We start from the raw sequence: 21855 nt of genomic DNA on the forward strand, positions 1-21855 counted from the left end.
GCCCGGCACCTGAATTTCGCAGCGCCTCGCCGGCAGGTGCCGCTGCGACCAGGAGCAACCGATGAACTACCGCATTTCAACCGACGCAGGCGCACGCCTGCGGATCGACAAGTGGCTATGGGCGGCGCGCTTCTTCAAGACGCGTTCGCTCGCGGCCACGGCGGTCGAGAAAGGACAGGTGAGGATTGGCGGCGCGACGGTCAAGCCGGCCAGAGACGTGCGCGTCGGCGATCTGGTTGAGATCGAGATCGAACGGATGGTGTGGCAGGTGGAGGTGCTGGGCCTGTGCGACGTGCGCGGGCCGGCCAGCGTAGCCCAGACGCTCTACGCGGAAACCGCGGACAGCAAGGCGAAACGGCAGCAGGAGCTGGAACGCCGCAAGACGTACCGGGAGCCGGCAGAGGCGTTGCAGGGCCGGCCGACGAAACGCGACCGGCGCATTATCGACAGACTTTCAGGTGGGGATTGAACAGCTTTTCCATCGTCGCGTGCACGCCGCCATATTCGGTCGTGCTCTCGTTGACGGCCCCGGACATGCAGATGGTCGTGGTCCCCGCGATGAGTACCAAGGCGACCGCCGATATTGCAAAGGTCAGTTTCACGGTACCCCCTGAACACAGGATGGAAACAGGCAATTGGGACGGACGGTGATGGGCTCGCGTAAGCTCAGGGTAAACCTGCCTTTTCTGACGCTTGAATGGAGTTTAGGCCACTCGGAAATGCCGCTCAATCTCAATCTGATGAAGGCTGGGTAATGGTTGTAACCGGGCGTTTCCGCAGCACGACTGCGGTGCAAAAACCGTCCCGGAAGGCTTGAAAACGGCGTTTTCGCACCTATTTGCACTGCTAGCGAGCGGGGGACAGGTCGTTGCGCGTCGCGCATTAGCAACATGACAATGCGCCGGACGCGAGCGACACGCCCCCGCCTGGTTTTTTGGCTTCCGTTTTTATATTTCTAACGACTTTCAGCGACATGGAAAACACGCAAGAGAACCCGACAGGCCAGAATCCGGCGTCCGCCGACCCGGCGAAGCTGGACGAAGCCGCAGACGCCGCCTTGCAGCAGGACGCAGCCGCTGCTCAAGGCTCGGCCGGCGAGGCCGAAGCCGCACTGGCCGAAGCCCAGGCAAAGATCGTCGAGCTCCAGGAAAGCTTCCTGCGGGCCAAAGCCGAGACCGAAAACGTGCGGCGCCGCGCGCAGGAAGACGTCACGAAAGCGCACAAATTCGCGATCGAGAGTTTCGCCGAACACCTGCTGCCGGTGGTCGACAGCCTCGAAGCGGCACTCACGCATTCGTCGGATGACCTCGTGAAGGTGCGCGAGGGCGTCGAACTGACGCTGCGCCAGCTCACCGGCGCGCTCGAGAAAGGCCGTGTCGTGCCGCTCAACCCGGTCGGCGAGAAGTTCGACCCGCACCGTCACCAGGCCATTTCGATGGTGCCGGCCGAGCAGGAGCCGAACACCGTCGTCGCCGTGCTGCAAAAGGGCTATGTGATCGCGGACCGCGTGCTGCGGCCGGCGCTCGTCACCGTTGCCCAGCCGCAGCCGAAGTAACCGGTTGGCATCGGCTGGCGATTGAAAATATTTAAAGACCGTATCGCGTAAAAGGTCTTGAAAACGATGCGGATGCACTCACCTTGGGTGCAGGTATGAATCTGGAGGCGGAATCGGCCGTAAAGCCAGCAGGCACAAGGCGTTCCGCAGCGATCGAAATACAGGAGATTGGTAAAAATGGGCAAAATTATCGGCATCGACCTCGGCACTACGAACTCGTGCGTGGCGGTGATGGAAGGCAATCAGGTCAAGGTGATTGAAAACTCGGAAGGCGCCCGTACGACGCCGTCGATCATCGCCTACATGGACGACAACGAAGTGCTGGTCGGCGCACCGGCTAAACGCCAGTCCGTCACGAACCCGCGCAACACGCTGTTTGCCGTGAAGCGCCTGATCGGTCGTCGCTTCGAAGAAAAGGAAGTGCAGAAGGACATCGGCCTGATGCCGTACAAGATCGTCAAGGCAGAGAACGGCGACGCTTGGGTCGAAGCCCATGACCAGAAGCTCGCCCCGCCGCAAATCTCGGCGGAAGTGCTGCGCAAGATGAAGAAGACCGCTGAAGACTACCTCGGCGAGCCGGTCACCGAAGCCGTGATCACGGTTCCCGCGTACTTCAACGACAGCCAGCGCCAGGCCACGAAAGACGCCGGCCGCATCGCCGGTCTGGAAGTGAAGCGGATCATCAACGAGCCGACCGCAGCCGCGCTCGCGTTCGGTCTCGACAAGGCCGAAAAGGGCGATCGCAAGATCGCCGTGTTCGACCTGGGCGGCGGCACGTTCGACATCTCGATCATCGAGATCGCCGACGTTGACGGCGAAATGCAGTTCGAAGTGCTGTCGACGAACGGCGATACGTTCCTCGGCGGTGAAGACTTCGACCAGCGCATCATCGATTACATCATCAGCGAGTTCAAGAAAGAGCAAGGCGTCGATCTGTCGAAGGACGTGCTCGCGCTGCAACGCCTGAAGGAAGCCGCTGAAAAGGCCAAGATCGAACTGTCGTCGGGCCAGCAAACCGAAATCAATCTGCCGTACATCACGGCCGACGCCTCGGGTCCGAAGCATTTGAACCTGAAGATCACCCGCGCGAAGCTCGAAGCGCTGGTCGAAGACCTGATCGAACGCACGATCGAACCGTGCCGTGTCGCGATCAAGGACGCTGGCGTGAAGGTGAGCGACATCGACGACGTGATCGTCGTTGGCGGTCAGACGCGTATGCCGAAGGTGCTGGACAAGGTGAAGGAAGTCTTCGGCAAGGACGCGCGCCGTGACGTGAACCCGGACGAAGCCGTTGCCGTTGGCGCCGCGATTCAAGGCCAGGTGCTGTCGGGTGATCGTAAGGACGTGTTGCTGCTCGACGTGACTCCGCTGTCGCTCGGCATCGAAACGCTCGGCGGCGTGATGACGAAGATGATCAACAAGAACACGACGATCCCGACGAAGCACGCTCAGGTGTACTCGACGGCCGACGACAACCAGGGCGCCGTGACGATCAAGGTGTTCCAGGGCGAACGCGAAATGGCAGCCGGCAACAAGCTGCTGGGCGAGTTCAACCTCGAAGGTATTCCGCCGTCGCCGCGTGGCGTGCCGCAGATCGAAGTGAGCTTCGACATCGACGCGAACGGCATCCTGCACGTCGGCGCGAAGGACAAGGCGACCGGCAAGGAAAACCGTATCGTCATCAAGGCGAACTCGGGTCTGTCGGAAGCCGAGATCGAGAAGATGGTGAAGGACGCCGAAGCGAACGCCGAAGAAGATCACAAGCTGCGCGAGCTGGCCGATGCCCGCAACCAGGGTGATGCACTGGTCCACAGCACGAAGAAGGCGCTCACGGAATACGGCGACAAGCTCGAAGCCGGCGAGAAGGACAAGATCGAAGCCGCGTTGAAGGACCTCGAAGAGACGCTGAAGAGCGGTGCGAGCGACAAGGCTGCAATCGACGCGAAGATCGAAGTCGTGGCAACGGCATCGCAGAAGCTCGGCGAAAAGATGTACGCCGACATGCAGGCCGCCCAGGGTGCCGCAGGCGCGGCAGCGGGTGCGGCAGGTGCGGGTGCGTCGGCAGGTGGTGCCGGTCAGCCGGAAGACGACGTCGTCGATGCCGAGTTCAAGGAAGTGAAGAAGGACTAAGCCGGGTTGTCTCTAACCGTAACGCCGGGCGCAGCCATGCCGCGCCCGGCCGGCTACAAAACGGTCTGCGCCCATCCGGCGCATGAACGGTGACTACGCCTGGCGAGCCTTCCGGCTCCCCGGGCACATTTGTTTTATGGAGGACGCTGTGCATGCCGTGCAAACGGCACGGTGCGCAGCGCCTGGAACGAGTCGAGAGACTCCAGCATTCAACAGGAGCCGCTGCGCTGCACCGCGCGGTTGGCGCTGAAACGATATGGCGAAACGGGATTACTACGAGGTTCTGGGCGTCGCGAAGAACGCGAGCGACGACGAAATCAAGAAGGCTTATCGCAAGCTGGCGATGAAGCATCACCCCGACCGCAATCCGGACAGCAAGGATTCGGAAGAGCGTTTCAAAGAGGTGAAGGAAGCCTATGAAATGCTGTCGGACACGCAGAAGCGCGCGGCCTACGACCAGTACGGCCACGCCGGCGTCGATCCGAACATGGGCGGTGCAGGTGCGCAGGGGTTCGGCGGGTTTGCCGATGCATTCGGCGATATCTTTGGCGATATCTTCGGCCAGGCCGCGGGCGGTGGTGCACGCGGCGGTCGTAGTGCGGGCCCGCAGGTGTATCGCGGCGCCGATCTGCGCTACAGCATGGAAATAACACTCGAGCAGGCGGCTCATGGCTACGACACGCAGATTCGCGTGCCGAGCTGGGTGTCGTGCGAGATCTGTCACGGCTCGGGTGCGAAACCCGGTACCAAGCCCGAAACCTGCCCGACCTGTAACGGCTCCGGCGCGGTGCGCATGTCGCAGGGCTTCTTCAGCATCCAGCAGACCTGCCCGAAGTGCCACGGCACCGGCACTTATATTCCCGAGCCTTGCACGCATTGCCATGGCGCCGGCAAGACCAAGGAAACCAAGACGCTGGAAGTGAAGATCCCGGCGGGTATCGACGACGGCATGCGCATCCGCTCCGCGGGCAACGGTGAGCCGGGTATCAACGGTGGCCCGTCGGGCGACCTGTATGTCGAGATCCACATCAAGCAGCACTCGGTGTTCGAGCGCGACGGCGACGATCTGCATTGCCAGATGCCGATTCCGTTCACGACCGCGGCGCTTGGCGGCGAGATCGAAGTGCCGACGCTGGCGGGCCGCGCGACCTTTACGGTGGCCGAGGGTACCCAGTCGGGCAAGACGTTCCGTCTGCGTGCGAAGGGCATCAAGGGGCTGCGTTCGAGCATCGCCGGAGATCTCTACGTGCACGTGCAGGTCGAAACGCCGGTCAAGCTCACCGACCAGCAGCGCGAACTGCTGCAGCAGTTCGAGAAGTCACTGGTCGAAGGCGGCGCGCGTCATAGCCCGCAAAGCAAGAGCTGGTTCGATCGGGTGAAGAGCTTCTTCGATTGATGTGCTGTGGTTGATGGCGGTTTGATGCCGGTGGTCGAGATGGCGGCTGAAGAACGTGATGCGGTATTCGCGTTGCTTGACGATAGCGAGGCGACGGCGCTTTGTCCGTCGACCCGTTTGTACACCGGGTTTGTGCGCGAGCGTGTGTGTACCGATGCCGCGCAACTCGATGCGGTTGTGGCCGATGTCGTAGCGGATCAGCGGGCGGGCTTGCATGTGGTCGTGCTCGCGGACTATGAGTTTGGCCACGGCCTGGCCGGTATCCATACCGACACTGGTAGTGCGCAGTTTCAAGCAACGCAGCGGGGCGACGCCCCGCTGCGTTTTTTATTGTTCGAACGATGCGCCAGGCTGTCGCGCGAAGCCGCCGATGCATGGCTCGCGCAGCGCGACGGCGGCGCAACGCAGCCGTCGGTGGCTGGCACGGCGAACCTGCGGGCGAGCGTCGATAACGAGCAGTTCGCCGCCGCGATCGAAGCGATCCACGCGGCGCTGCGTGACGGCGATTCGTATCAGGTCAACTACACCTACCGGCTTGCATTCGATGTGTTCGGTGCGCCGCTCGCGCTCTACCGGCGTCTGCGCGACCGTCAGCCGGTGCCGTTTGGCGCGCTGATTGCATTGCCGGATGGCCGTTGGGTGCTATCGTGTTCGCCGGAGTTGTTCGTCGGCAAGACGGGAACGACGTTGCTCGCGCGCCCGATGAAGGGCACCGCGCCGCGTGCCGCCGATCCGCTGCTCGACCGACGCGCCGCCGACTTTCTAGCCAGCGATCCGAAGAACCGCGCCGAAAACGTGATGATCGTCGACCTGCTGCGCAACGATCTGTCGCGAGTCGCGCACATCGGTTCGGTGCGGGTGCCGGCGCTGTTCTCGGTTGAGCCGTATGCGTCGGTGTGGCAGATGACGTCGACGGTGACGGCTGCATTGCGTTCACGCACGTCGTTCGCCGATGTGCTGCGCGCGCTGTTTCCTTGCGGATCGATCACGGGTGCGCCGAAGCACCGTACGATGCAGCTGATCGACACGCTCGAAACGACGCCGCGTGGGTTGTACACAGGTGCGATCGGCTGGCTCGATGCACCTGTGCCTGATTCAGTCGAAGAAGAGCTTTGTGGTGATTTCTGCCTGTCGGTTGCGATTCGCACCTTGACGCTCGAGGCCGCCGATCGCACCGGCAAGCGCCATGGAACCATGGGCGTCGGTGCGGGCATCGTGCTCGACAGTGTCGCCGCCGACGAATACGAGGAGTGTCAGTTGAAAGCCCGTTTCCTGACGGAAGCCGATCCCGGCTTCGAGCTGTTCGAGACGATGTACGCGACGCACGAGGACGGTATTCGCCACCTCGAACGCCATCTCGCGCGCGTGTCCGCGAGTGCGCGCTACTTCGATTTTCCCTTTGACGTCGACGCAGTGCGAGAGCAGCTCGAGGCGCAACGCGTTGCGTTGCCACCGGGTGTCGAGCACCGCGTGCGGCTCGCGGTTGGCAAGAGCGGCGACGCGCAGATCGTCGCTGCGCCACTCGCGGTGTTGCCCGCCGGCGAGGTCGGCGTGCTGCTCGCGCCCGAGCGCGGATTCGCCGCGACGCAGGCCGACGACCCATTGCTGCGTCACAAAACGACACGCCGCGCGGACTACGATCGTGGCTGGCGCGAAGCGGAAGCGCACCACGCATTCGACACGCTGTTCTTCAACGAGCGCGACGAGTTGACCGAAGGTGGCCGTACGAATGTATTCGTGAAGCTCGATGGGGCGTGGTGGACGCCGCCGCTGGATTCGGGCGTGTTGCCAGGTGTGATGCGCGCAGTGTTACTCGAAGACCCGACGCTTCGCGCGGCGGAGCGCGTGCTCACACGCACAGACCTGCTGCGTGCCGACGCGCTGATACTCAGTAATGCATTGCGTGGTGTGTTGCCGGCTCGCATTGTCAGCGCACCGGCAACGACCTAACGGAAACGGCCGGGGACCTGCTTCACCCCGACGCGCTAGTGCCCGGCAACGCATTGTGCGGCCCACTGTCCGTCGGTGTGACGAGTGCGTAACCGGCGGCGCCCTGCCGCAAACGCAGCAGACACCACTGCTCAAAACGTATGTTCAGGGCCCGGAAACGACCGATCCTTCACCGCACGCACATACGCATCGACGGCGGCGAAGATGCCCGGTTGCCCCTGCGTGAAGTCCTTCACGAAGCGCGGCCGTTTGCCGGGGAAAATCCCCAGCATGTCGTGCAGCACGAGCACCTGACCGGAGCAGTCGACACCAGCGCCGATGCCAATAGTCGGAATGCGCAGTTGCTGCGTGACTTCGGCGGCGAGCAGCGTCGGGATCGCTTCGATCACGACCAGTTGCGCGCCCGCATCCTGCAACGCCCGCGAATCACGTAGCAACTGGCTCGCGCCGGCTTCGGTCTTGCCCTGCACCTTGAAGCCGCCAAAAGCGTGCACGGACTGTGGCGTAAGCCCGACATGCGCACAGACCGGCACAGCGCGTTCGATCAGAAACCGCACGGTCTCCGCAAGCCACTCCCCACCCTCGAGCTTCACCATCTGCGCACCGGCGCGCATCACCTGCGTCGCGCTAGCGAACGCATCGGCAGGCGTGCCGTAGGTACCGAACGGCAGATCCGCGACGACGAGCGCCGCTGGCCGCGCACGCGCGACACACGCGGTGTGATACGCGATGTCGTCGAGCAAAACCGGCAGCGTCGTCGCATGTCCCTGCAGCACGTTGCCGAGCGAATCGCCGATCAGCAGCACGTCGACGCCCGCGCGGTCGAGCAGCGCGGCAAAGCTCGCGTCATAGCACGTGAGCATGGCGATTTTTTCGCCGGCGTCGCGCATCGCCTGAAGCTTCGGGACCGTGATCGCGTTCCGGGCCGCTTCCTGCAGATAGGTCATGAATAATCCAGTGGAGGTGCGTTGAAAAGTCGTCGTGCGGATGCGCGGTGTCTGGCGCGACGTCGCTTATAGCGAGGTGCCCTTCACGAAGAACTCCTTGCGTCCGCGCATCGTCTCGATACGTTCGACCAGCAGCGCGAGGTCCGCATCGGAGTCGAGCGGGTTCAGATGTTCCGCGTTGACCGTCAGCACCGGCGTGCGGTCGTAGTGGTAGAAGAAGTCGTTGTACGCATCGCACAGCGCGCGCAGATAGGCATCCGGAATCTGCAGCTCCATCGGTACGGCGCGTTTCTGGATGCGCGCGAACAGCACCTCGGGGCTTGCCTGCAGATAGACGACCAGATCGGGTGAGGGCGCCGTACGGGCGCTTCCTTCGAGCGCGCCGCGCGCATTTCCTTCGCTTGCGGAAGAGTGCGCATCGATGCGCGTAGAGAGCGCGCGATACAGATTCCATTCGTCGTCGGGCAAGGTCAGCCGCGCGAAGATGTCGTTCTTCTGCGTCATGAAGTCGGCCACCAGCGCGACGCCGCTTGCGTGCGCAGCGGCGATTTCCTGCGCCTGCTGGGCGCGCTGCAACGCGAAATGCAACTGCGTCGGCAACGCATAGCGCGCGGTGTCGCGATAGAAGCGCTCGAGGAACGGGTTGTCCTGCGGCCGTTCGAACAGCGTGCGCATCGACCAGCGTTCGGCGAGTCGCCGCGTCAACGAGGTCTTGCCGACGCCGATTGGACCTTCGATCGCCAGATAGCGGAACGGCGGACGCAGAACGGGGGCGGTGACGGTCAGCGGTGTGCTCATCGGCGGTTTATCCGGCGAGTGATGGAAGAAGGGGAAGACGGACTCACAGGCGCTCGCCCTTGTCGGCGCTCGCGCCAAGCATCGGGCACTGACACGGGTTCTTCATCTTTTCGATGCGTTGATCGGCCACCGCGGCGAGGAACGTGTCCGCGCGGCCGTGCTGCGGGATGATCAGCTGCGGGGCGATTTCAATGAGCGGCACCAGTGCAAACGCGCGCTCGACGAGCCGCGGATGCGGCACGATCAGATCGGGTTCTTCGATGGATTGCTCGCCGTATAGCAGGATGTCGAGATCGAGCGTGCGCGGCGCGTTGCGAAACGGGCGCTCGCGGCCAAAGTGATGCTCGATCTTGTGGCACAGCGCGAGCAGATGCCGCACGGGGAGCGTCGTGTCGAGCTGCACGACACAGTTGAAGTAATCGTCGCCGCCCGCGTCGATCGGGGCGGTGCGATAGAGGCTCGACTTCGCGAGCACGGCAATGGTGTGCTGCTGTGCAAGGCACACCACTGCGTCTTTCAGGGTCTGGCGCGCGTCCCCGAGATTCGCGCCGAGGCCGAGATAAGCAACCGTCATGGCATAACTTCCTACGACTTTCGTTCGACGGCGAGTGCCGGTGCCGCCTCAATCCTCGTGAGCGCCGCCGCCGGGGCTCACGTCGTTTGCTGCGCGAGTACCTGCTGTCGTACCGCCCTCCATTCCGCCACCCTCATTGCGGTTTCTGGCGCCACCGCGCCGCCGTCGTTTTTTGGGTGCCCGGTCCTTCCCGCCCTGCGTGAGCAATGCCTCGCGCGCGGCGATGTCTCCTTCGATGAACTCCGTCCACCACGCCCCCACCGACTCGTCGAGTTCGCCGGATTCGCAGCGCAACAGGAGGAAATCATACCCCGCTCTAAATCTTTGGTGTTCCAGCAGCTTGATGGCGCCGCGACCCGAGCGTTTTTCGAGGCGCAACTGCAGGCCCCAGATCTCGCGCATGTCGGACGAGAAGCGCTTATGAATCGCGAGTTTTTCGGTCTGCATGTCGAGCACGTCGTCCATCGCGCGGTGCAGCGCGGGCACCGGATACTCGCCGTTTGCTTCGTATTGCTGCCAGCGCTGCTGCATGTCGTGCCATAGCAGCGTCGCGAACAGAAAACCGGGCGAGACCGGTTTGCCGGCGCGTACGCGGTCGTCGGTGTTGGTGAGCGCGAGCGTGATGAATTTCTCGCCCTGCGGCTGTTCGAGCACGACGTCGAGCAGCGGCAGCAGGCCGTGATGCAGGCCCTCCTGGCGCAGCCGCTGCAGGCACGCGAACGCGTGGCCCGAGAGCAGCAGCTTGAGCATTTCATCGAACAGGCGCGCGGCCGGCACGTTGTTGATCAGGTCGGCGAGTGCCTTGATCGGTGCGCGCGTGGAATCTTCGATCTCGAAGCCGAGCTTCGCGGCAAAGCGCACGACGCGCAGCATCCGCACCGGGTCTTCGCGGTAACGCGTGGCCGGGTCGCCGATCATCCGCAACAGGCGCGCGCGCATGTCGGCCATGCCGTTGTGATAGTCGAGCACCGTCTGCGTGGCGGGGTCGTAGTACATCGCGTTGATCGTGAAGTCGCGGCGTGTCGCGTCTTCGTGTTGCTCGCCCCACACGTTGTCGCGCAGCACGCGGCCGCTGGCGTCGACGGCATGGGTGCGGCGATCGAGTTCGTCGCGGCGCAGGCGTTTCTGCGGCGGAGCGTCGGCGGCCGGCGGGTCGACCAGTGCGCGGAACGTCGAGGTCTCGATGATTTCCTGGCCGAACTGCACGTGCACGATCTGAAAACGCCGGCCGATGATGCGCGCGCGGCGGAACAGCTTCTGCACTTCGTCGGGTGTCGCGTCGGTGGCGACGTCGAAGTCTTTCGGCGCGATGCCGAGCAGCAGGTCACGCACCGCACCGCCGACGATAAACGCCCGGAACCCGGCCTGTTGCAGCCCGTCGGTGACGCGGATCGCGTTCTTCGAGATCAGCGAGGGATCGATGCCGTGAATCTCGGACGGGATGATGACGGGCACGTCCGGGTCGCGCTTGGCCGGCGCGGCTTTACCCGCTGGCTTGCGACGCGTTTTCGTGGGCGCCGTGGACGTCTCGGCGGCTTCCGCCGGGGATGCGTCGGCGGGCGTCGTGTCCTGTCCGAACAGCTTGCGAATGAGTTTCTTGATCACGTGGATTGAAAGAGTTCCAGGATGCGCCAGCCGTGCGCCTGCGCGTGGGCGCGCAGCGTATCGTCAGGGTTGGTCGCGATGGGGTCGGTCACCCGTTCGAGCAGTGGGATGTCGTTATGCGAATCGCTGTAAAAGTAGCTGCGTCCGAAATCGGACCATGTCTTGCCAAGCGATGCGAGCCATGCCTCGGTGCGCAGGATTTTGCCTTCCTTGTAGCTCGGCGTGCCCGTGGGGCGGCCGGTGTAGGCCGAGTGCGGATCGCCGTCGACGGTTTCGACTTCGCAGGCGATCAGGTTGTCGACGCCGAACACTTCGGCGATCGGCGCGGTGATGAATTCGTTGGTTGCGGTGACCACGCAGCACAGATCGCCGGCATCGCGGTGCTGACGCACGAGTTCCATGGCGGCCGGCACGATGGCCGGGCGGATCACTTCATGCATGTACTGGTCGTGCCATTCCTTCAGTTGCGCGCGCGAACGCCCGGCCAGCGGCGTCAGCATGGCGACCAGATAGGCATGGATATCGAGCTTGCCGGCCTTGTAGTCGGCATAGAAGCGGTCGTTTTCACGCGCGAAGCTGGCACCGTCGACGATGCCGAGCTTGACCATGAAGCGGCCCCATTCGTGGTCGCTGTCGGTGGGGATGAGCGTGTGATCGAGGTCGAAGAGTGCGAGATTAGCCATGGGGGCACATTTTACTTGAAGCGGCTACCGGCAGCGGGCGAGGCTGCCGCGCGCAGGTCTTCGGCCCCGGAGGGTGAAGCCAGCATCGTGCGCAGCAGCGGCAGCGTGACCGCGCGTTTCTGCTCGAGTGAGAAGCGGTCGAGCGCGTCGAGCAGCGTCATCAGGCTCGGCATGTCGCGGCGGAAATGGGTGAGCAGGTAGGCGGGCACGTCGTCGGCGAGCGCGATGCCGCGTTCGCGCGCCGCGTGTTTCAGCACTGCCGCCTTGCCTTCGTCGGGCAGCGGCGCAAGATGGAACACGAGCCCCCAGCCGAGCCGCGTGCGCAGGTCTTCGCGCACAGTAAGGCCGATCGGCGCGGCGTTGCCCGCGGCGACGAGTGCACTGGAAGGCTGCGCGCGCACTTCGTTGAACAGGTTGAAGAGCGCGATCTGCTGCGCTGCCGACAACCCATCGCAATCGTCGACCGCATACAGCGCGACCCGCGGATCGAACGCAAACGCCGCGAGGCTGCTCTGCGGACTGACGAAGCGCGCATGCCCGGGCGCCGCTTCGTGGATGAACGCCTGCAGCAGGTGCGTGCGGCCGCTGCCGGCTTCGCCCCACACATAGAACGTGCGATCGGCGACCGGGCCGGCCGCGAGTGCGCCGTCCAGTTCGCGCAGGCGCGTCACCAGCTCGGCGTTCGCACCGGCGAAGAAGTTGTCGAATGTCGATGGCGGCGGAGTGCCGAGATCGAGCGTCAGCTGTCGAAGCACGATAGGTCGGGTGCGTAGGGGTGGGCTGAAAATGAAAACAATCAGTTGTTCTTGTAGAGCGTGCTCGACAGGTAGCTCAGCCGCAGCTCGCGCACTGCGACCGACAGGATCGCACTGACGGGCAGCGCGAGCAGCACGCCGAAAAAGCCAAACAGTTGACCGAATGCGAGCAGGGCGAAGATCACGGCGAGCGGGTGCAGACCGATTCGTTCACCGACAAGGCGCGGCGTCAGGAAGAAGCCTTCGAGCACCTGGCCGATACCGTAGATCACCGCCACCGCGCCGAAGCCGTACCAGTTGCCGAATTGCAGCAGCGCGGCGAGCAGCGCAAGGACGAGACCGGTGGCATAGCCGATGTACGGAATGAACACGGCGATGCCGGTGAAGATGCCAACCGGCAGCGCGATCTCGAAGCCGGCGATCCACAGCGCGAGCGCGTAGAACACGGCCAGCACGGCCATCACGAGCAACTGGCCGCGCAGGTATTGCGACAGCATCTGGTCCATGTCGTGGGCGAGTTGCAGCGTCTTGTCGAGCCAGCGACGCGGCACGAAATTCTGGGCGCGCCGCAGCATGTCGTTCCAGTCGTACAGCAGATAGAACAGCACGAGCGGCACCATCACGACGTTGCCGATCACGGTGATCATCACGTTGCCGCTGGTGCGCACCGAGGTCCACGCATACAGGGCGACGGTCTTCGCGCTGCCTTCGAGCTGACCCATCACGAGATCGCGGATGCTCGCGAAATCGAGCGAATCGGCCAGACCGAGCACCGCGAGTTTCGGCTGCACCCAGTCGTGCAGGTGGGTGAAAAAGCCAGGCACCTGCTGGCGCAATTGCGGCCCTTCCTTCTGTACGACCGCGAGGATCAGCAGGACGAGGAGGGTGATCAGCAGCGCGAACAGCAGCATCATCAGCAGGGCGGCGAGACCGCGCGGCACCCGCCGTCGCACGAGCCACGCGACGCCCGGCTGCAGGATGTACGCGAGGATCGCGCCGAGCAGGAACGGGGTCAGCACCGGGCTCAGCAGCCATAGCAGGATGCCGGTGCCGAGCGCGATGGCGAGCCAGATGAAGACGTGGCGCTGGTACTGGGTCAGAAGCGGAGAGTTTTGCTGCAAGGCGTATTTCCCTGGTGATTGGGCAACTGCATGGACAGCTGCGCAGGCAACTGAGCGGGTAGATAGGGCGACAGCCGGGCGCGGTTGCGGTACGTCGCGCGGGCGGCCGCCGGGCCGACAGCCAGGCTGACCGCTGGCCGGCAACCGGACTAACCCGCAGTCAAATTCCAGCCGACCGGTCCGCATCGGGTAAAATCGCATTTTACCGACCTTCTCGCGCTTCCCCATGAATCAACCGAAATCCGCCTCTGACGCCCAAGGTTTGTCGTATCGCGACGCCGGCGTGGACATCGACGCGGGCGACGCCCTTGTCGACGCCATCAAGCCCTTTGCCAAAAAGACGATGCGCGACGGCGTGCTGGGCGGCATCGGCGGCTTCGGGGCGCTTTTCGAGGTGCCGAAGAAGTATCGCGAGCCGGTGCTCGTGTCCGGTACCGACGGCGTCGGCACGAAGCTGAAACTCGCGTTTCACCTGAACCGCCACGACACGGTCGGCGAGGATCTCGTCGCGATGAGCGTCAACGACATCCTCGTGCAGGGCGCCGAGCCGCTCTTCTTCCTCGACTACTTCGCCTGCGGCAAGCTCGACGTTGGTACGGCGGCGACGGTCGTCAAGGGCATCGCTCAAGGCTGCGAGTATGCGGGTTGCGCGCTGATCGGCGGCGAAACGGCCGAAATGCCGGGCATGTACCCGGATGGCGAATACGACCTGGCGGGCTTCGCGGTCGGTGCGGTCGAGAAGAGCAAGATCATCGACGGCAGCACGATCGCTCCCGGCGACGTCGTGCTGGGGCTCGCGTCGAGTGGCATTCATTCGAACGGGTTTTCGCTGGTGCGCAAGATCATCGAGCGTGCGCAGCCGGACCTCGACGCTGACTTCGACGGCCGGACGCTCGCTGATGCGCTGATGGCGCCTACGCGCATCTATGTGAAGCCGCTGCTCGCGCTGATGCAGCAGATCGCGGTGAAGGGTATGGCGCACATCACCGGCGGCGGTCTCGTCGAAAATATTCCGCGTGTGTTGAGGACCGGCCTCACCGCCGAGCTCGACCATCGCGCATGGCCGCTGCCGCCGCTGTTCTCGTGGCTGCAGAAGCACGGCGGTGTGGCGGATGCCGAGATGCATCGCGTGTTTAACTGCGGGATCGGGATGGCGGTGGTTGTATCTGCTGCCGATGCCGAAACGGCCATCGGGCTGCTGTCCGCTGCCGGCGAACAGGTCTGGAAGATCGGTACCGTGCGCGAGAGCCGCGAAGGTGAAGCGCAGACGGTCGTTGTTTGAAGTAGCGACGTAGGTTTGCCGGCAACGTTTCATGCGTTGCCGGTTGTTGTTTCCCGCAGCACACCCTCCCACGCCAAACCCGCAGCGTCAGCCGACCGCCAGCTCCAGCGCAGTCAACGCACGCTCGACAGCATCGTCGGCACAGCAATCGACGACGATACGCTCCGGCATCGAGCGCAGCCACGTCAACTGCCGCTTGCAGAGCTGCCGCGTAGCGAAGACGCCCTTGTCGCGCATCGTCGCGTAATCTACGGCGCCGTCCAGATACTCCCAGGCCTGCCGGTAGCCGACGCAACGCATCGACGGCAGGCCCGCATGCAGATCGCCGCGGGCGCGTAGCCGTTCCACCTCATCGATGAAACCGTTCGCGAGCATCGCATCGAAGCGGCGCGCGATCCGTTCGTGCAGAACGCTGCGATCCGACGGCTCCAGCGCGACCGGCACGAAGCGCCAGTGCGTCGCTGCCGATGCCGCTGTGTCTTCACGCGACGGCGCGGCTAGCAGCGCCGACATCGGCTGGCCGGCCAGCAGGAAGACTTCGAGGGCACGCTGGATGCGCTGCGAGTCGTTCGGCGCGAGCCGCGCGGCGGTCTCGGGATCGATTGTGGCGAGCCGCGCGTGCATCGCGGGCCAACCCTCGCGGGCCGCATCGGCATCGAGCGAGGCGCGCACCTCAGGGTTGGCGGCGGGCAGTTCGTTCAGTCCCTGCGTCAACGCGCGGTAGTACAGCATCGTGCCGCCCACCAGCAACGGCATGCGTCCGCGTGCCGCGATTTCGCCGCACAGGCGCAGCGTGTCGGTGCGGAAATCGGCGGCGGAGTAGGCATCGGCAGGATCGACGATGTCGATCAGGTGATGCGGCACGCGGGCACGTTCGTCGGCATCGGGCTTCGCGGTGCCGATATCCATCTCGCGATAGACGAGCGCCGAATCCACACTGACGATCTCGACCGGCCGCCGCGCCGCGTAAGCGAGCGCGGCCGCGGTCTTGCCGGAGGCGGTCGGCCCGAGCAGGCACGCAACGGGAATGGGTGCGAGGGGGGAGGCGGACATCATCGCAGGCTGGCTCTTCGACGTAGCAAACAACGCAGCACGCTCATTGCCCGCGCATGAACAGGCGGTCGAGGTCGGTCAGCGTCAGTTGATACCATGTCGGCCGCCCGTGATTGCACTGATCCGCGCGCTCGGTGGCTTCCATCTGGCGCAACAGCGCATTCATCTCGTCGAGCGTGAGGCGCCGGTTCGCGCGCACCGCGTGATGGCACGCGAGCGTGCCGAGCAACTCATGCTGGCGCTCGGTCAGCACACGCGAGCCGCCGTACGCCTGCAGATCGGTGAGCACCGCGCGCGCGAGCGCCTGCAGGTCGGCATCCTTCAGCAACGCGGGAACGGCGCGGATCGCGAGCGACGTCGGAGACAGCACCGCGAGATCGAAGCCGAGCGCATCGAGCGTCTCGCGCTCTTCCTCGACGATGCCGATTTCGACGGCGTCGGCGGGCATCGATAGCGGGATCAGCAACGGCTGCACCGCAATCGTACGATCGGCGAGCGCGTTCTTGAACTGCTCGTAGAGAATGCGTTCGTGCGCCGCGTGCATGTCGACGATGATGAGCCCTTGCGCGTTTTGCGCTAGCACGTAGATGCCATGGATCTGGCCGAGCGCGAAGCCGAGCGGTTGCTCGTCGTCGGCGAAGGTGTGTACTGCGGGCGTTCCGAACGTTGTGGGCGCAGCAAACGGCGTCGTCGTTCCCTCGCGGGCTTCGAGCGTCGTCGAGCCTTGCGGGGTGCCGGCACCGGTGTCGCGACGACCGAACAGCGCATCGTAAAGCGCGAGCGGCTGCGCAACCGGTAGCGTGCCCTGCGTCATCCGCGCCTGTCTGAGCCAGGTGTTGCCGGCGTCGGCACCACCACTACCGCTGTCGCCGCGATTGCCGAACCCCGTGCCGGGCAAACCGGTGGGCATTGGGCCGAAGGCGCCAGACGTACCAGGCGCTCCGCCAACCGGCGCGATATGCGCAGCATGCCCACCCGCAGTCGTCTCTGGCGATGCCCCCGCATGCCGCGCCAGCGCGCGCTGCACCGCATGAAACACGAACTGGTGAATCGAGCGCGAATCGCGGAAACGCACTTCGATCTTCGACGGATGCACGTTCACATCGACCGCTTCGGGCGGAATGTCGAGGAACAGCACATAGGACGGATAGCGGTCGCCGTGCAGCACGTCTTCATAGGCGGCCCGCACGGCATGCGTGAGCAGCTTGTCGCGCACGAAGCGTCCGTTGACGAAGAAATATTGCTGATCGGCGCGCCCGCGGCTCGCGGTGGGCAACCCCGCGCAGCCATACACGGCGAGCGGCCCGCCGATTCGTCGAGCGGCAGATGCGCGGTCGCGAACGTCTCACCGAGAATCTTCGCGACGCGCCCGGAGGGATCGGTTGCGTTCCAGTGTTCGACGGCGCGGCCGTTGTGCAGCACCGAGATCGCGACGTCGGGCCGCGCGAGTGCCGAGCGGCGAATCGTTTCGAGGCAATGACCGAGTTCGGTCTGCTCGCTCTTCAGGAATTTGCGGCGCGCGGGCGTGTTGAAGTACAGCTCGCGTACTTCGATCGTCGTGCCCTGAGTGCCGGCCGCGGGCGCGAGCACGCCGGTTTGCGCATCGATGCGTACCGCGTGCGGCGCATCGGCGGTGCGGCTCGTGATGAACATCTCCGCCACCGATGCAATCGAAGCCAGCGCTTCCCCGCGAAACCCGAGCGTTGCAACCGATTCAAGCTCGGCCAGCGAGCGGATCTTGCTGGTCGCGTGGCGCATCAGCGCAAGCGGCAGTTCGGCTTCGGGGATGCCGTAGCCGTCGTCGGTGATCGAAATGCGTTTGACGCCGCCTTCGTCGAGCAGGATGCGCAGGGTGCTCGCACCGGCATCGATAGCGTTTTCGAGCAGTTCCTTGACGACCGATGCCGGGCGCTCCACCACTTCGCCGGCCGCGATCTGACTGATCAACTGATCGGGTAGCGGCTGGATCGTGCGCAAGCGGCGCGGCGCGGCGCTCTCGGACGGCTGCGCTGCGGTGGAGCCGGTGGCTTCGGCGGCTTTTTCGGAGAATTCTGAGAACTCGGACATGGACGGATTATAGCGATTTGCCGCACTTCCCGCTGACGCTCCGGGGCGGCGCCGCCGCGGTGGTCACACCATATTTTTATTGCGGCCAGGCACTTTCGGTATCATGGCGCGGTCAATTTTCCGGCTTGGCGCCGCAGTATCGGGCGCGCCTTCGCCGCCCGCGTGTTTTCATGCTCGCGGGCCGGTCACCTCATCCGCTCATAAGGGACGTTCCTTGGATACGCTGCTGCAGTTTGTGAACCTTGTCCTGCACATCGACAAGTTTCTCGGAGTCTTCATCAATCAATACGGCGCGTGGGTGTATGCGGTGCTGTTCCTGATCGTGTTCTGCGAAACCGGGCTGGTGGTGCTGCCGTTTCTGCCTGGCGATTCGCTGCTGTTTATCGGCGGAGCGTTTTGCGCGAGCGGCGAAATGAGCCTTGGGCTTCTGATCGTCCTGCTGCTCGTAGCGGCGGTCACCGGCAATACCGTCAACTATCTGATTGGACGGGCGATCGGGCCGAAGGTATTCAATTCGCACATTCCGGTGCTGGAGAAATTCCTCGACCGCGCGGCGCTGCAGAAGACGCACAACTTCTACGAGAAGCACGGCGGCAAGACCATCGTGCTGGCGCGTTTCATTCCCGTGGTGCGCACGTTTGCGCCGTTCGTCGCGGGTGCATCTGCGATGACGGTGCGCCGCTTCCAGTTGTTCAATGTCACCGGTGCGCTGTTCTGGGTGCTGCTGCTCGTGCTGCTCGGGTACTTCTTCGGCAATATTCCGTTTATTCGTCAGTACCTGAATGTGATCGTGCTGGTCGGTATCGGTGCGGCGGTCGTGCCGGTTGTGCTTGGGGCGCTGTGGAAGATGCTGCGTAAGCCTGCGTCTGCGAGCGATCAGCGCAAGGGCTGACCGGTTAGCGCCGGATAGCCGGCTTCGCGGAAGAAGCGTAACGAGCGCCTCATGCGTGTTCGTGCGACGAAGAGACCGGCCCGACTTCTCGTATCAGATCGACAAACGCGCGCAACCCCGCGGGTACATGCCGACGACCCGGATAGTAAAGACTCAACCCCGGAAACGTCGGTGTCCAGTCTTCGAGCACGCGTACAAGACGTCCCTGCTCGATATCGCGGGCGACGTGCCATTCCGCCAGATGCGCGAGGCCCACACCCGCGCGAGCGGATTCAAGCATCAGCGTCGATTCGTCGAGCGTGAGCGGGCCGTTCACGTCGACATCGAGCACCTCGCCTTTCCACGCAAATTCCCAGCGATACAGCCCGCCGCCCGGCATACGCGAGCGGATACGTGCGTGGTTGCGCAGATCGTCGGGGGTGCGCGGCCGTGGGTATCGCTCGAAATAGGCGGGGCTGCCCACCACGGCGAAGCGCAGTTCGGTGGTGAGCGGCACGGCGATCATGTCGCCCGGAACCGTCTCGGCGAATCGCACGCCCGCATCGTAACCGCCGGCGACGATATCGATCAGCCGTCCCTCGGTCACCATGTCGACCTTCATCTCCGGATAACGGCGCAGATATTCCAGCACGACCGGCCTGAGGATCAGGTGTGCCGCACTCGCGGCCATGTTGATGCGCAGCGTGCCCGATGGCGTCTGCCGATGCGAATTCACCGCGTCGATCGCATCGCGGATCGTGGACAGCGCCGGCGCGATCTTGCCGACGAACTGCTCGCCGGCCTCGGTCAGCGCGACGCTGCGCGTCGTGCGATGGAACAGCCGCACGTTAAGGCGCGCCTCGATGCCGGCGATCGCCTGGCTCAGCGCGGAAGGCGACATACCGAGTTCGGTCGCCGCCGCGCGGAAGTTGCCGAGCCTGGCGACGGCCAGCACGGCTTCGAGTTCGGTCAGGCCTGAGCGATGCATTGTCCCGATTTCCAAAATGGCTCATGCGGATTTGTGTAGCTTATCAAATCAATGGTCGAAGTCTAGACTGGCTTCACTGAAATCGGCCGCAAGGCCACGGAGGCAACAAAGTGAAGCTCATCGACACGATCTATATCGACGGCGCGTTCGTGAAACCGCACGGGAGCGAGCGTTTCGATCTCGTGAACCCGTCGACCGAAGCCGTCATCGGCCAGGTGACGCTCGGCGACGAAATCGACACCCAAAATGCAGTCGACGCGGCCGTGCGCGCGTTCCCGGCGTTTTCACGCACCAGCCGCAGCGAACGCATTGCGATGCTGCACAGGCTGCACGACGCGCTGATGGCGCGCAGCGACGATCTGAACGCAGCAACCATCGAGGAATACGGCGCGCCACAAGCGCGTGCGCAGTGGAGCACGCGCTATGCCGCGGAGGCGTTCCTCTCGATGGCGACCACACTCGAGACCTATGAATTCACGCGGCGCGTGAGTACGGCCGAGGTGGTGATGGAGCCGGTCGGCGTGGTCGGCCTGATTACACCGTGGAACGCCAACGCCGGCTTCATCTGCAACAAGCTCGCGACGGCGATCGCCGCGGGCTGCACGACGGTCATCAAGCCGAGCGAGATGAGCGCGCTGCAGACGCAGATCGTGATCGAAGCGTTGCACGAAGCCGGCTTGCCGCCCGGTGTGTTCAACGTCGTGAATGGGTTGGGTAGTGTGGTGGGCGCGACGCTGGCCGCGCACCCGAAGATCGCGAAGATTTCGTTTACCGGTTCGACGGCGGTCGGCAAGTCGATCCTGCGCACGGGTGCCGAGACGATGAAACGCGTGACGCTCGAACTGGGCGGCAAATCGCCGACGCTGCTGCTCGACGATGCGAACTTCGCCGAAGCGTTGCCGCTTGCCCTCAGTCTCGCGTTCATGAACAGCGGTCAGGCCTGCATTGCGGGTACACGTCTGCTGGTACCGGAGCAGCGGCTCGACGAAGTGATCGAGCGGGTCAGGACGCTGATCGCTGCGATCCAGTCGGGCGATCCGTACGATCCGGCTACCACGATCGGGCCGATGGTCAACCGCAAGCAATACGAGCGTGTGCAGCACTACATCCGGGTCGGTGAAGAAGAGGGCGCGACCTTGATTGCAGGTGGTGCGGGACGCCCCGATGGACTGACGCGCGGCTACTTCGTGAAGCCGACAGTCTTCGCGCACGTCACCAACGACATGACGATCGCCCGCGAAGAAATCTTCGGGCCGGTGCTGTCGATCCTCGCGTATCGCTCGGAGGAAGAAGCGATCGAGATTGCCAACGATACCGTCTATGGTCTGCAGGCCAGCGTGTTCTCGTCGAACCCGGCGCGTGCACGTAGCGTGGCATCGCGGCTAGACGCGGGACGTGTGCTGATTAACGGTGTGCATCACGATCCGCTGGCGCCGTTCGGCGGTCACAAGCAGTCGGGGATTGGCCGCGAGTATGGAGCGTTCGGACTCGAGGCCTATCTCGAGCCGAAGACCTTGCTGGGTTCCGCGGGTTGATTGGTCTGTGGCGCGGAAAGAGCGCTTTCTCGCAAAGCGGCACGCCGGCGTAACCGCGTGCAATGCGGGCACCACGTGCCCCGTTGCTGGACTGTTCGTGGTGTCGCGTGCCAGACGTGGCCGAATTCACACCTCCAGGTGAGCTTCGCCGCGTGGCCCAGGTACTCCGTGCTCAGACACTGGCCACCGAGTCGACGGGCGGCTTCGTGCATGTCTTCGATCGTGCGACGTTGACGTTCGTTGGCGCAGAGTCGACACCACTTACCGACCAGCACGAGATGGCCCCACCCAAGCCACTCGTGTCCCTTGGCGCAGCGAAAGCGATACTTTGCCTGCAGCTTCGCACACACCTCGTCGAGACATGCGCCGCCGTGCGCGGCAGCGGCCGCCTGAAGACGGGCAAGCCTATCCGGGTTGCAGCGTGGACGTTGTGCGATGGGAGCGACGGTGGATGCGGTGGGCGTTACGTGGTTCGACATGAGGTGTTCCGGATGCGTGCCTGTTTGCGCGATACCGATGGCGCGAAACATTTCACGCGTGCGGCG

Annotated in this window: 19 protein-coding genes and 1 pseudogene; 8 read left to right on the plus strand and 12 right to left on the minus strand. The window is 64.1% G+C overall.

The genetic code is table 11. The features are described 5' to 3' along the window. The first annotated feature begins 61 nt into the window (after positions 1-61). The 5 genes from FNZ07_RS16355 to pabB all read left to right on the plus strand — a co-directional run bounded on the left by FNZ07_RS16355 (position 62) and on the right by pabB (position 7031). Complete coding sequence (locus FNZ07_RS16355) at positions 62-469, plus strand: RNA-binding S4 domain-containing protein (protein ID WP_091010022.1); 408 nt, start codon at positions 62-64, stop codon at positions 467-469. Positions 470-973: 504 nt separating this feature from the next. Next, positions 974-1555 carry a nucleotide exchange factor GrpE gene (grpE, locus tag FNZ07_RS16360; RefSeq protein WP_091010026.1) on the plus strand — a complete coding sequence of 194 codons (582 nt, stop codon included), beginning with the start codon at positions 974-976 and terminating at the stop codon, positions 1553-1555. A 177-nt stretch (positions 1556-1732) separates the two neighbouring features. After that, positions 1733-3685, plus strand: coding sequence for a molecular chaperone DnaK (dnaK, locus tag FNZ07_RS16365; protein WP_091010028.1), 1953 nt, complete (start codon positions 1733-1735; stop codon positions 3683-3685). 256 nt (positions 3686-3941) lie between these two features. Next, on the plus strand, positions 3942-5081 hold the full coding sequence (gene dnaJ / locus FNZ07_RS16370; RefSeq protein WP_091010030.1) for a molecular chaperone DnaJ: 1140 nt from the start codon (positions 3942-3944) through the stop codon (positions 5079-5081). Between the two features lie 39 nt (positions 5082-5120). Then, positions 5121-7031, plus strand: a complete 1911-nt coding sequence (gene pabB / locus FNZ07_RS16375) for an aminodeoxychorismate synthase component I (protein ID WP_091010898.1) — start codon at positions 5121-5123, stop codon at positions 7029-7031. Positions 7032-7162: 131 nt separating this feature from the next. On the opposite strand, the gene panB is transcribed toward pabB, so the two are convergent. The 7 genes from panB to FNZ07_RS16410 form a co-directional block, all read right to left on the minus strand. After that, complete coding sequence (gene panB / locus FNZ07_RS16380) at positions 7163-7978, minus strand: 3-methyl-2-oxobutanoate hydroxymethyltransferase (RefSeq protein ID WP_091010032.1); 816 nt, start codon at positions 7976-7978, stop codon at positions 7163-7165. Between the two features lie 66 nt (positions 7979-8044). Beyond that, complete coding sequence (locus FNZ07_RS16385) at positions 8045-8776, minus strand: deoxynucleoside kinase (protein ID WP_091010034.1); 732 nt, start codon at positions 8774-8776, stop codon at positions 8045-8047. A 43-nt stretch (positions 8777-8819) separates the two neighbouring features. Then, positions 8820-9350 (minus strand): 2-amino-4-hydroxy-6-hydroxymethyldihydropteridine diphosphokinase, encoded by a 531-nt coding sequence (folK, locus tag FNZ07_RS16390; RefSeq protein WP_091010036.1) that lies wholly within the window; start codon positions 9348-9350, stop codon positions 8820-8822. Between the two features lie 48 nt (positions 9351-9398). Then, a complete protein-coding gene (gene pcnB, locus FNZ07_RS16395; protein ID WP_091010038.1) occupies positions 9399-10955 on the minus strand; it encodes a polynucleotide adenylyltransferase PcnB in 1557 nt (518 codons plus the stop codon). Beyond that, the gene (locus tag FNZ07_RS16400; protein ID WP_091010040.1) at positions 10952-11638 is read right to left on the minus strand and encodes a histidinol-phosphatase; all 687 of its coding nucleotides are present in this window, start codon (positions 11636-11638) and stop codon (positions 10952-10954) included. Before FNZ07_RS16400 ends, pcnB begins: the two co-directional genes overlap by 4 nt. Positions 11639-11649: 11 nt before the next feature. Beyond that, on the minus strand, positions 11650-12393 hold the full coding sequence (hda, locus tag FNZ07_RS16405; RefSeq protein WP_091010042.1) for a DnaA regulatory inactivator Hda: 744 nt from the start codon (positions 12391-12393) through the stop codon (positions 11650-11652). Positions 12394-12434: 41 nt separating this feature from the next. Beyond that, complete coding sequence (locus FNZ07_RS16410) at positions 12435-13514, minus strand: AI-2E family transporter (protein WP_091010043.1); 1080 nt, start codon at positions 13512-13514, stop codon at positions 12435-12437. A 226-nt stretch (positions 13515-13740) separates the two neighbouring features. Here FNZ07_RS16410 and purM point away from each other — a divergent pair, with 226 nt between their 5' ends. Then, a complete protein-coding gene (purM, locus tag FNZ07_RS16415) occupies positions 13741-14796 on the plus strand; it encodes a phosphoribosylformylglycinamidine cyclo-ligase (RefSeq protein ID WP_091010045.1) in 1056 nt (351 codons plus the stop codon). Positions 14797-14883: 87 nt separating this feature from the next. On the opposite strand, the gene miaA is transcribed toward purM, so the two are convergent. The 3 genes and pseudogenes from miaA to mutL all read right to left on the minus strand — a co-directional run. After that, complete coding sequence (gene miaA / locus FNZ07_RS16420) at positions 14884-15849, minus strand: tRNA (adenosine(37)-N6)-dimethylallyltransferase MiaA (protein ID WP_091010899.1); 966 nt, start codon at positions 15847-15849, stop codon at positions 14884-14886. Between the two features lie 43 nt (positions 15850-15892). After that, positions 15893-17143, minus strand: a complete 1251-nt coding sequence (locus FNZ07_RS34530; protein ID WP_409373398.1) for a DNA mismatch repair MutL family protein — start codon at positions 17141-17143, stop codon at positions 15893-15895. A gap of 71 nt (positions 17144-17214) precedes the next feature. Further along, positions 17215-17916, minus strand: a pseudogene (mutL, locus tag FNZ07_RS34535) (DNA mismatch repair endonuclease MutL); the annotation flags it as partial. 214 nt (positions 17917-18130) lie between these two features. Here mutL and FNZ07_RS16430 point away from each other — a divergent pair. Then, positions 18131-18808, plus strand: coding sequence for a DedA family protein (locus FNZ07_RS16430; RefSeq protein ID WP_170275780.1), 678 nt, complete (start codon positions 18131-18133; stop codon positions 18806-18808). 49 nt (positions 18809-18857) lie between these two features. Here FNZ07_RS16430 and FNZ07_RS16435 read toward each other — a convergent pair whose 3' ends face one another. Further along, positions 18858-19775, minus strand: coding sequence for a LysR family transcriptional regulator (locus FNZ07_RS16435; protein WP_091010050.1), 918 nt, complete (start codon positions 19773-19775; stop codon positions 18858-18860). A gap of 110 nt (positions 19776-19885) precedes the next feature. Between FNZ07_RS16435 and FNZ07_RS16440 the strand changes: the two genes are divergently transcribed. After that, on the plus strand, positions 19886-21310 hold the full coding sequence (locus FNZ07_RS16440) for an aldehyde dehydrogenase family protein (RefSeq protein ID WP_091010052.1): 1425 nt from the start codon (positions 19886-19888) through the stop codon (positions 21308-21310). Here the strand turns inward: FNZ07_RS16440 and FNZ07_RS33665 are convergent. Beyond that, complete coding sequence (locus FNZ07_RS33665) at positions 21271-21789, minus strand: zinc-ribbon domain-containing protein (RefSeq protein WP_143098033.1); 519 nt, start codon at positions 21787-21789, stop codon at positions 21271-21273. The two genes, FNZ07_RS16440 and FNZ07_RS33665, sit on opposite strands and share 40 nt — an antisense overlap. Positions 21790-21855: the final 66 nt, after the last annotated feature.

The sequence above is a fragment of the Paraburkholderia megapolitana genome (genome assembly GCF_007556815.1).
GTDB lineage: Bacteria > Pseudomonadota > Gammaproteobacteria > Burkholderiales > Burkholderiaceae > Paraburkholderia > Paraburkholderia megapolitana.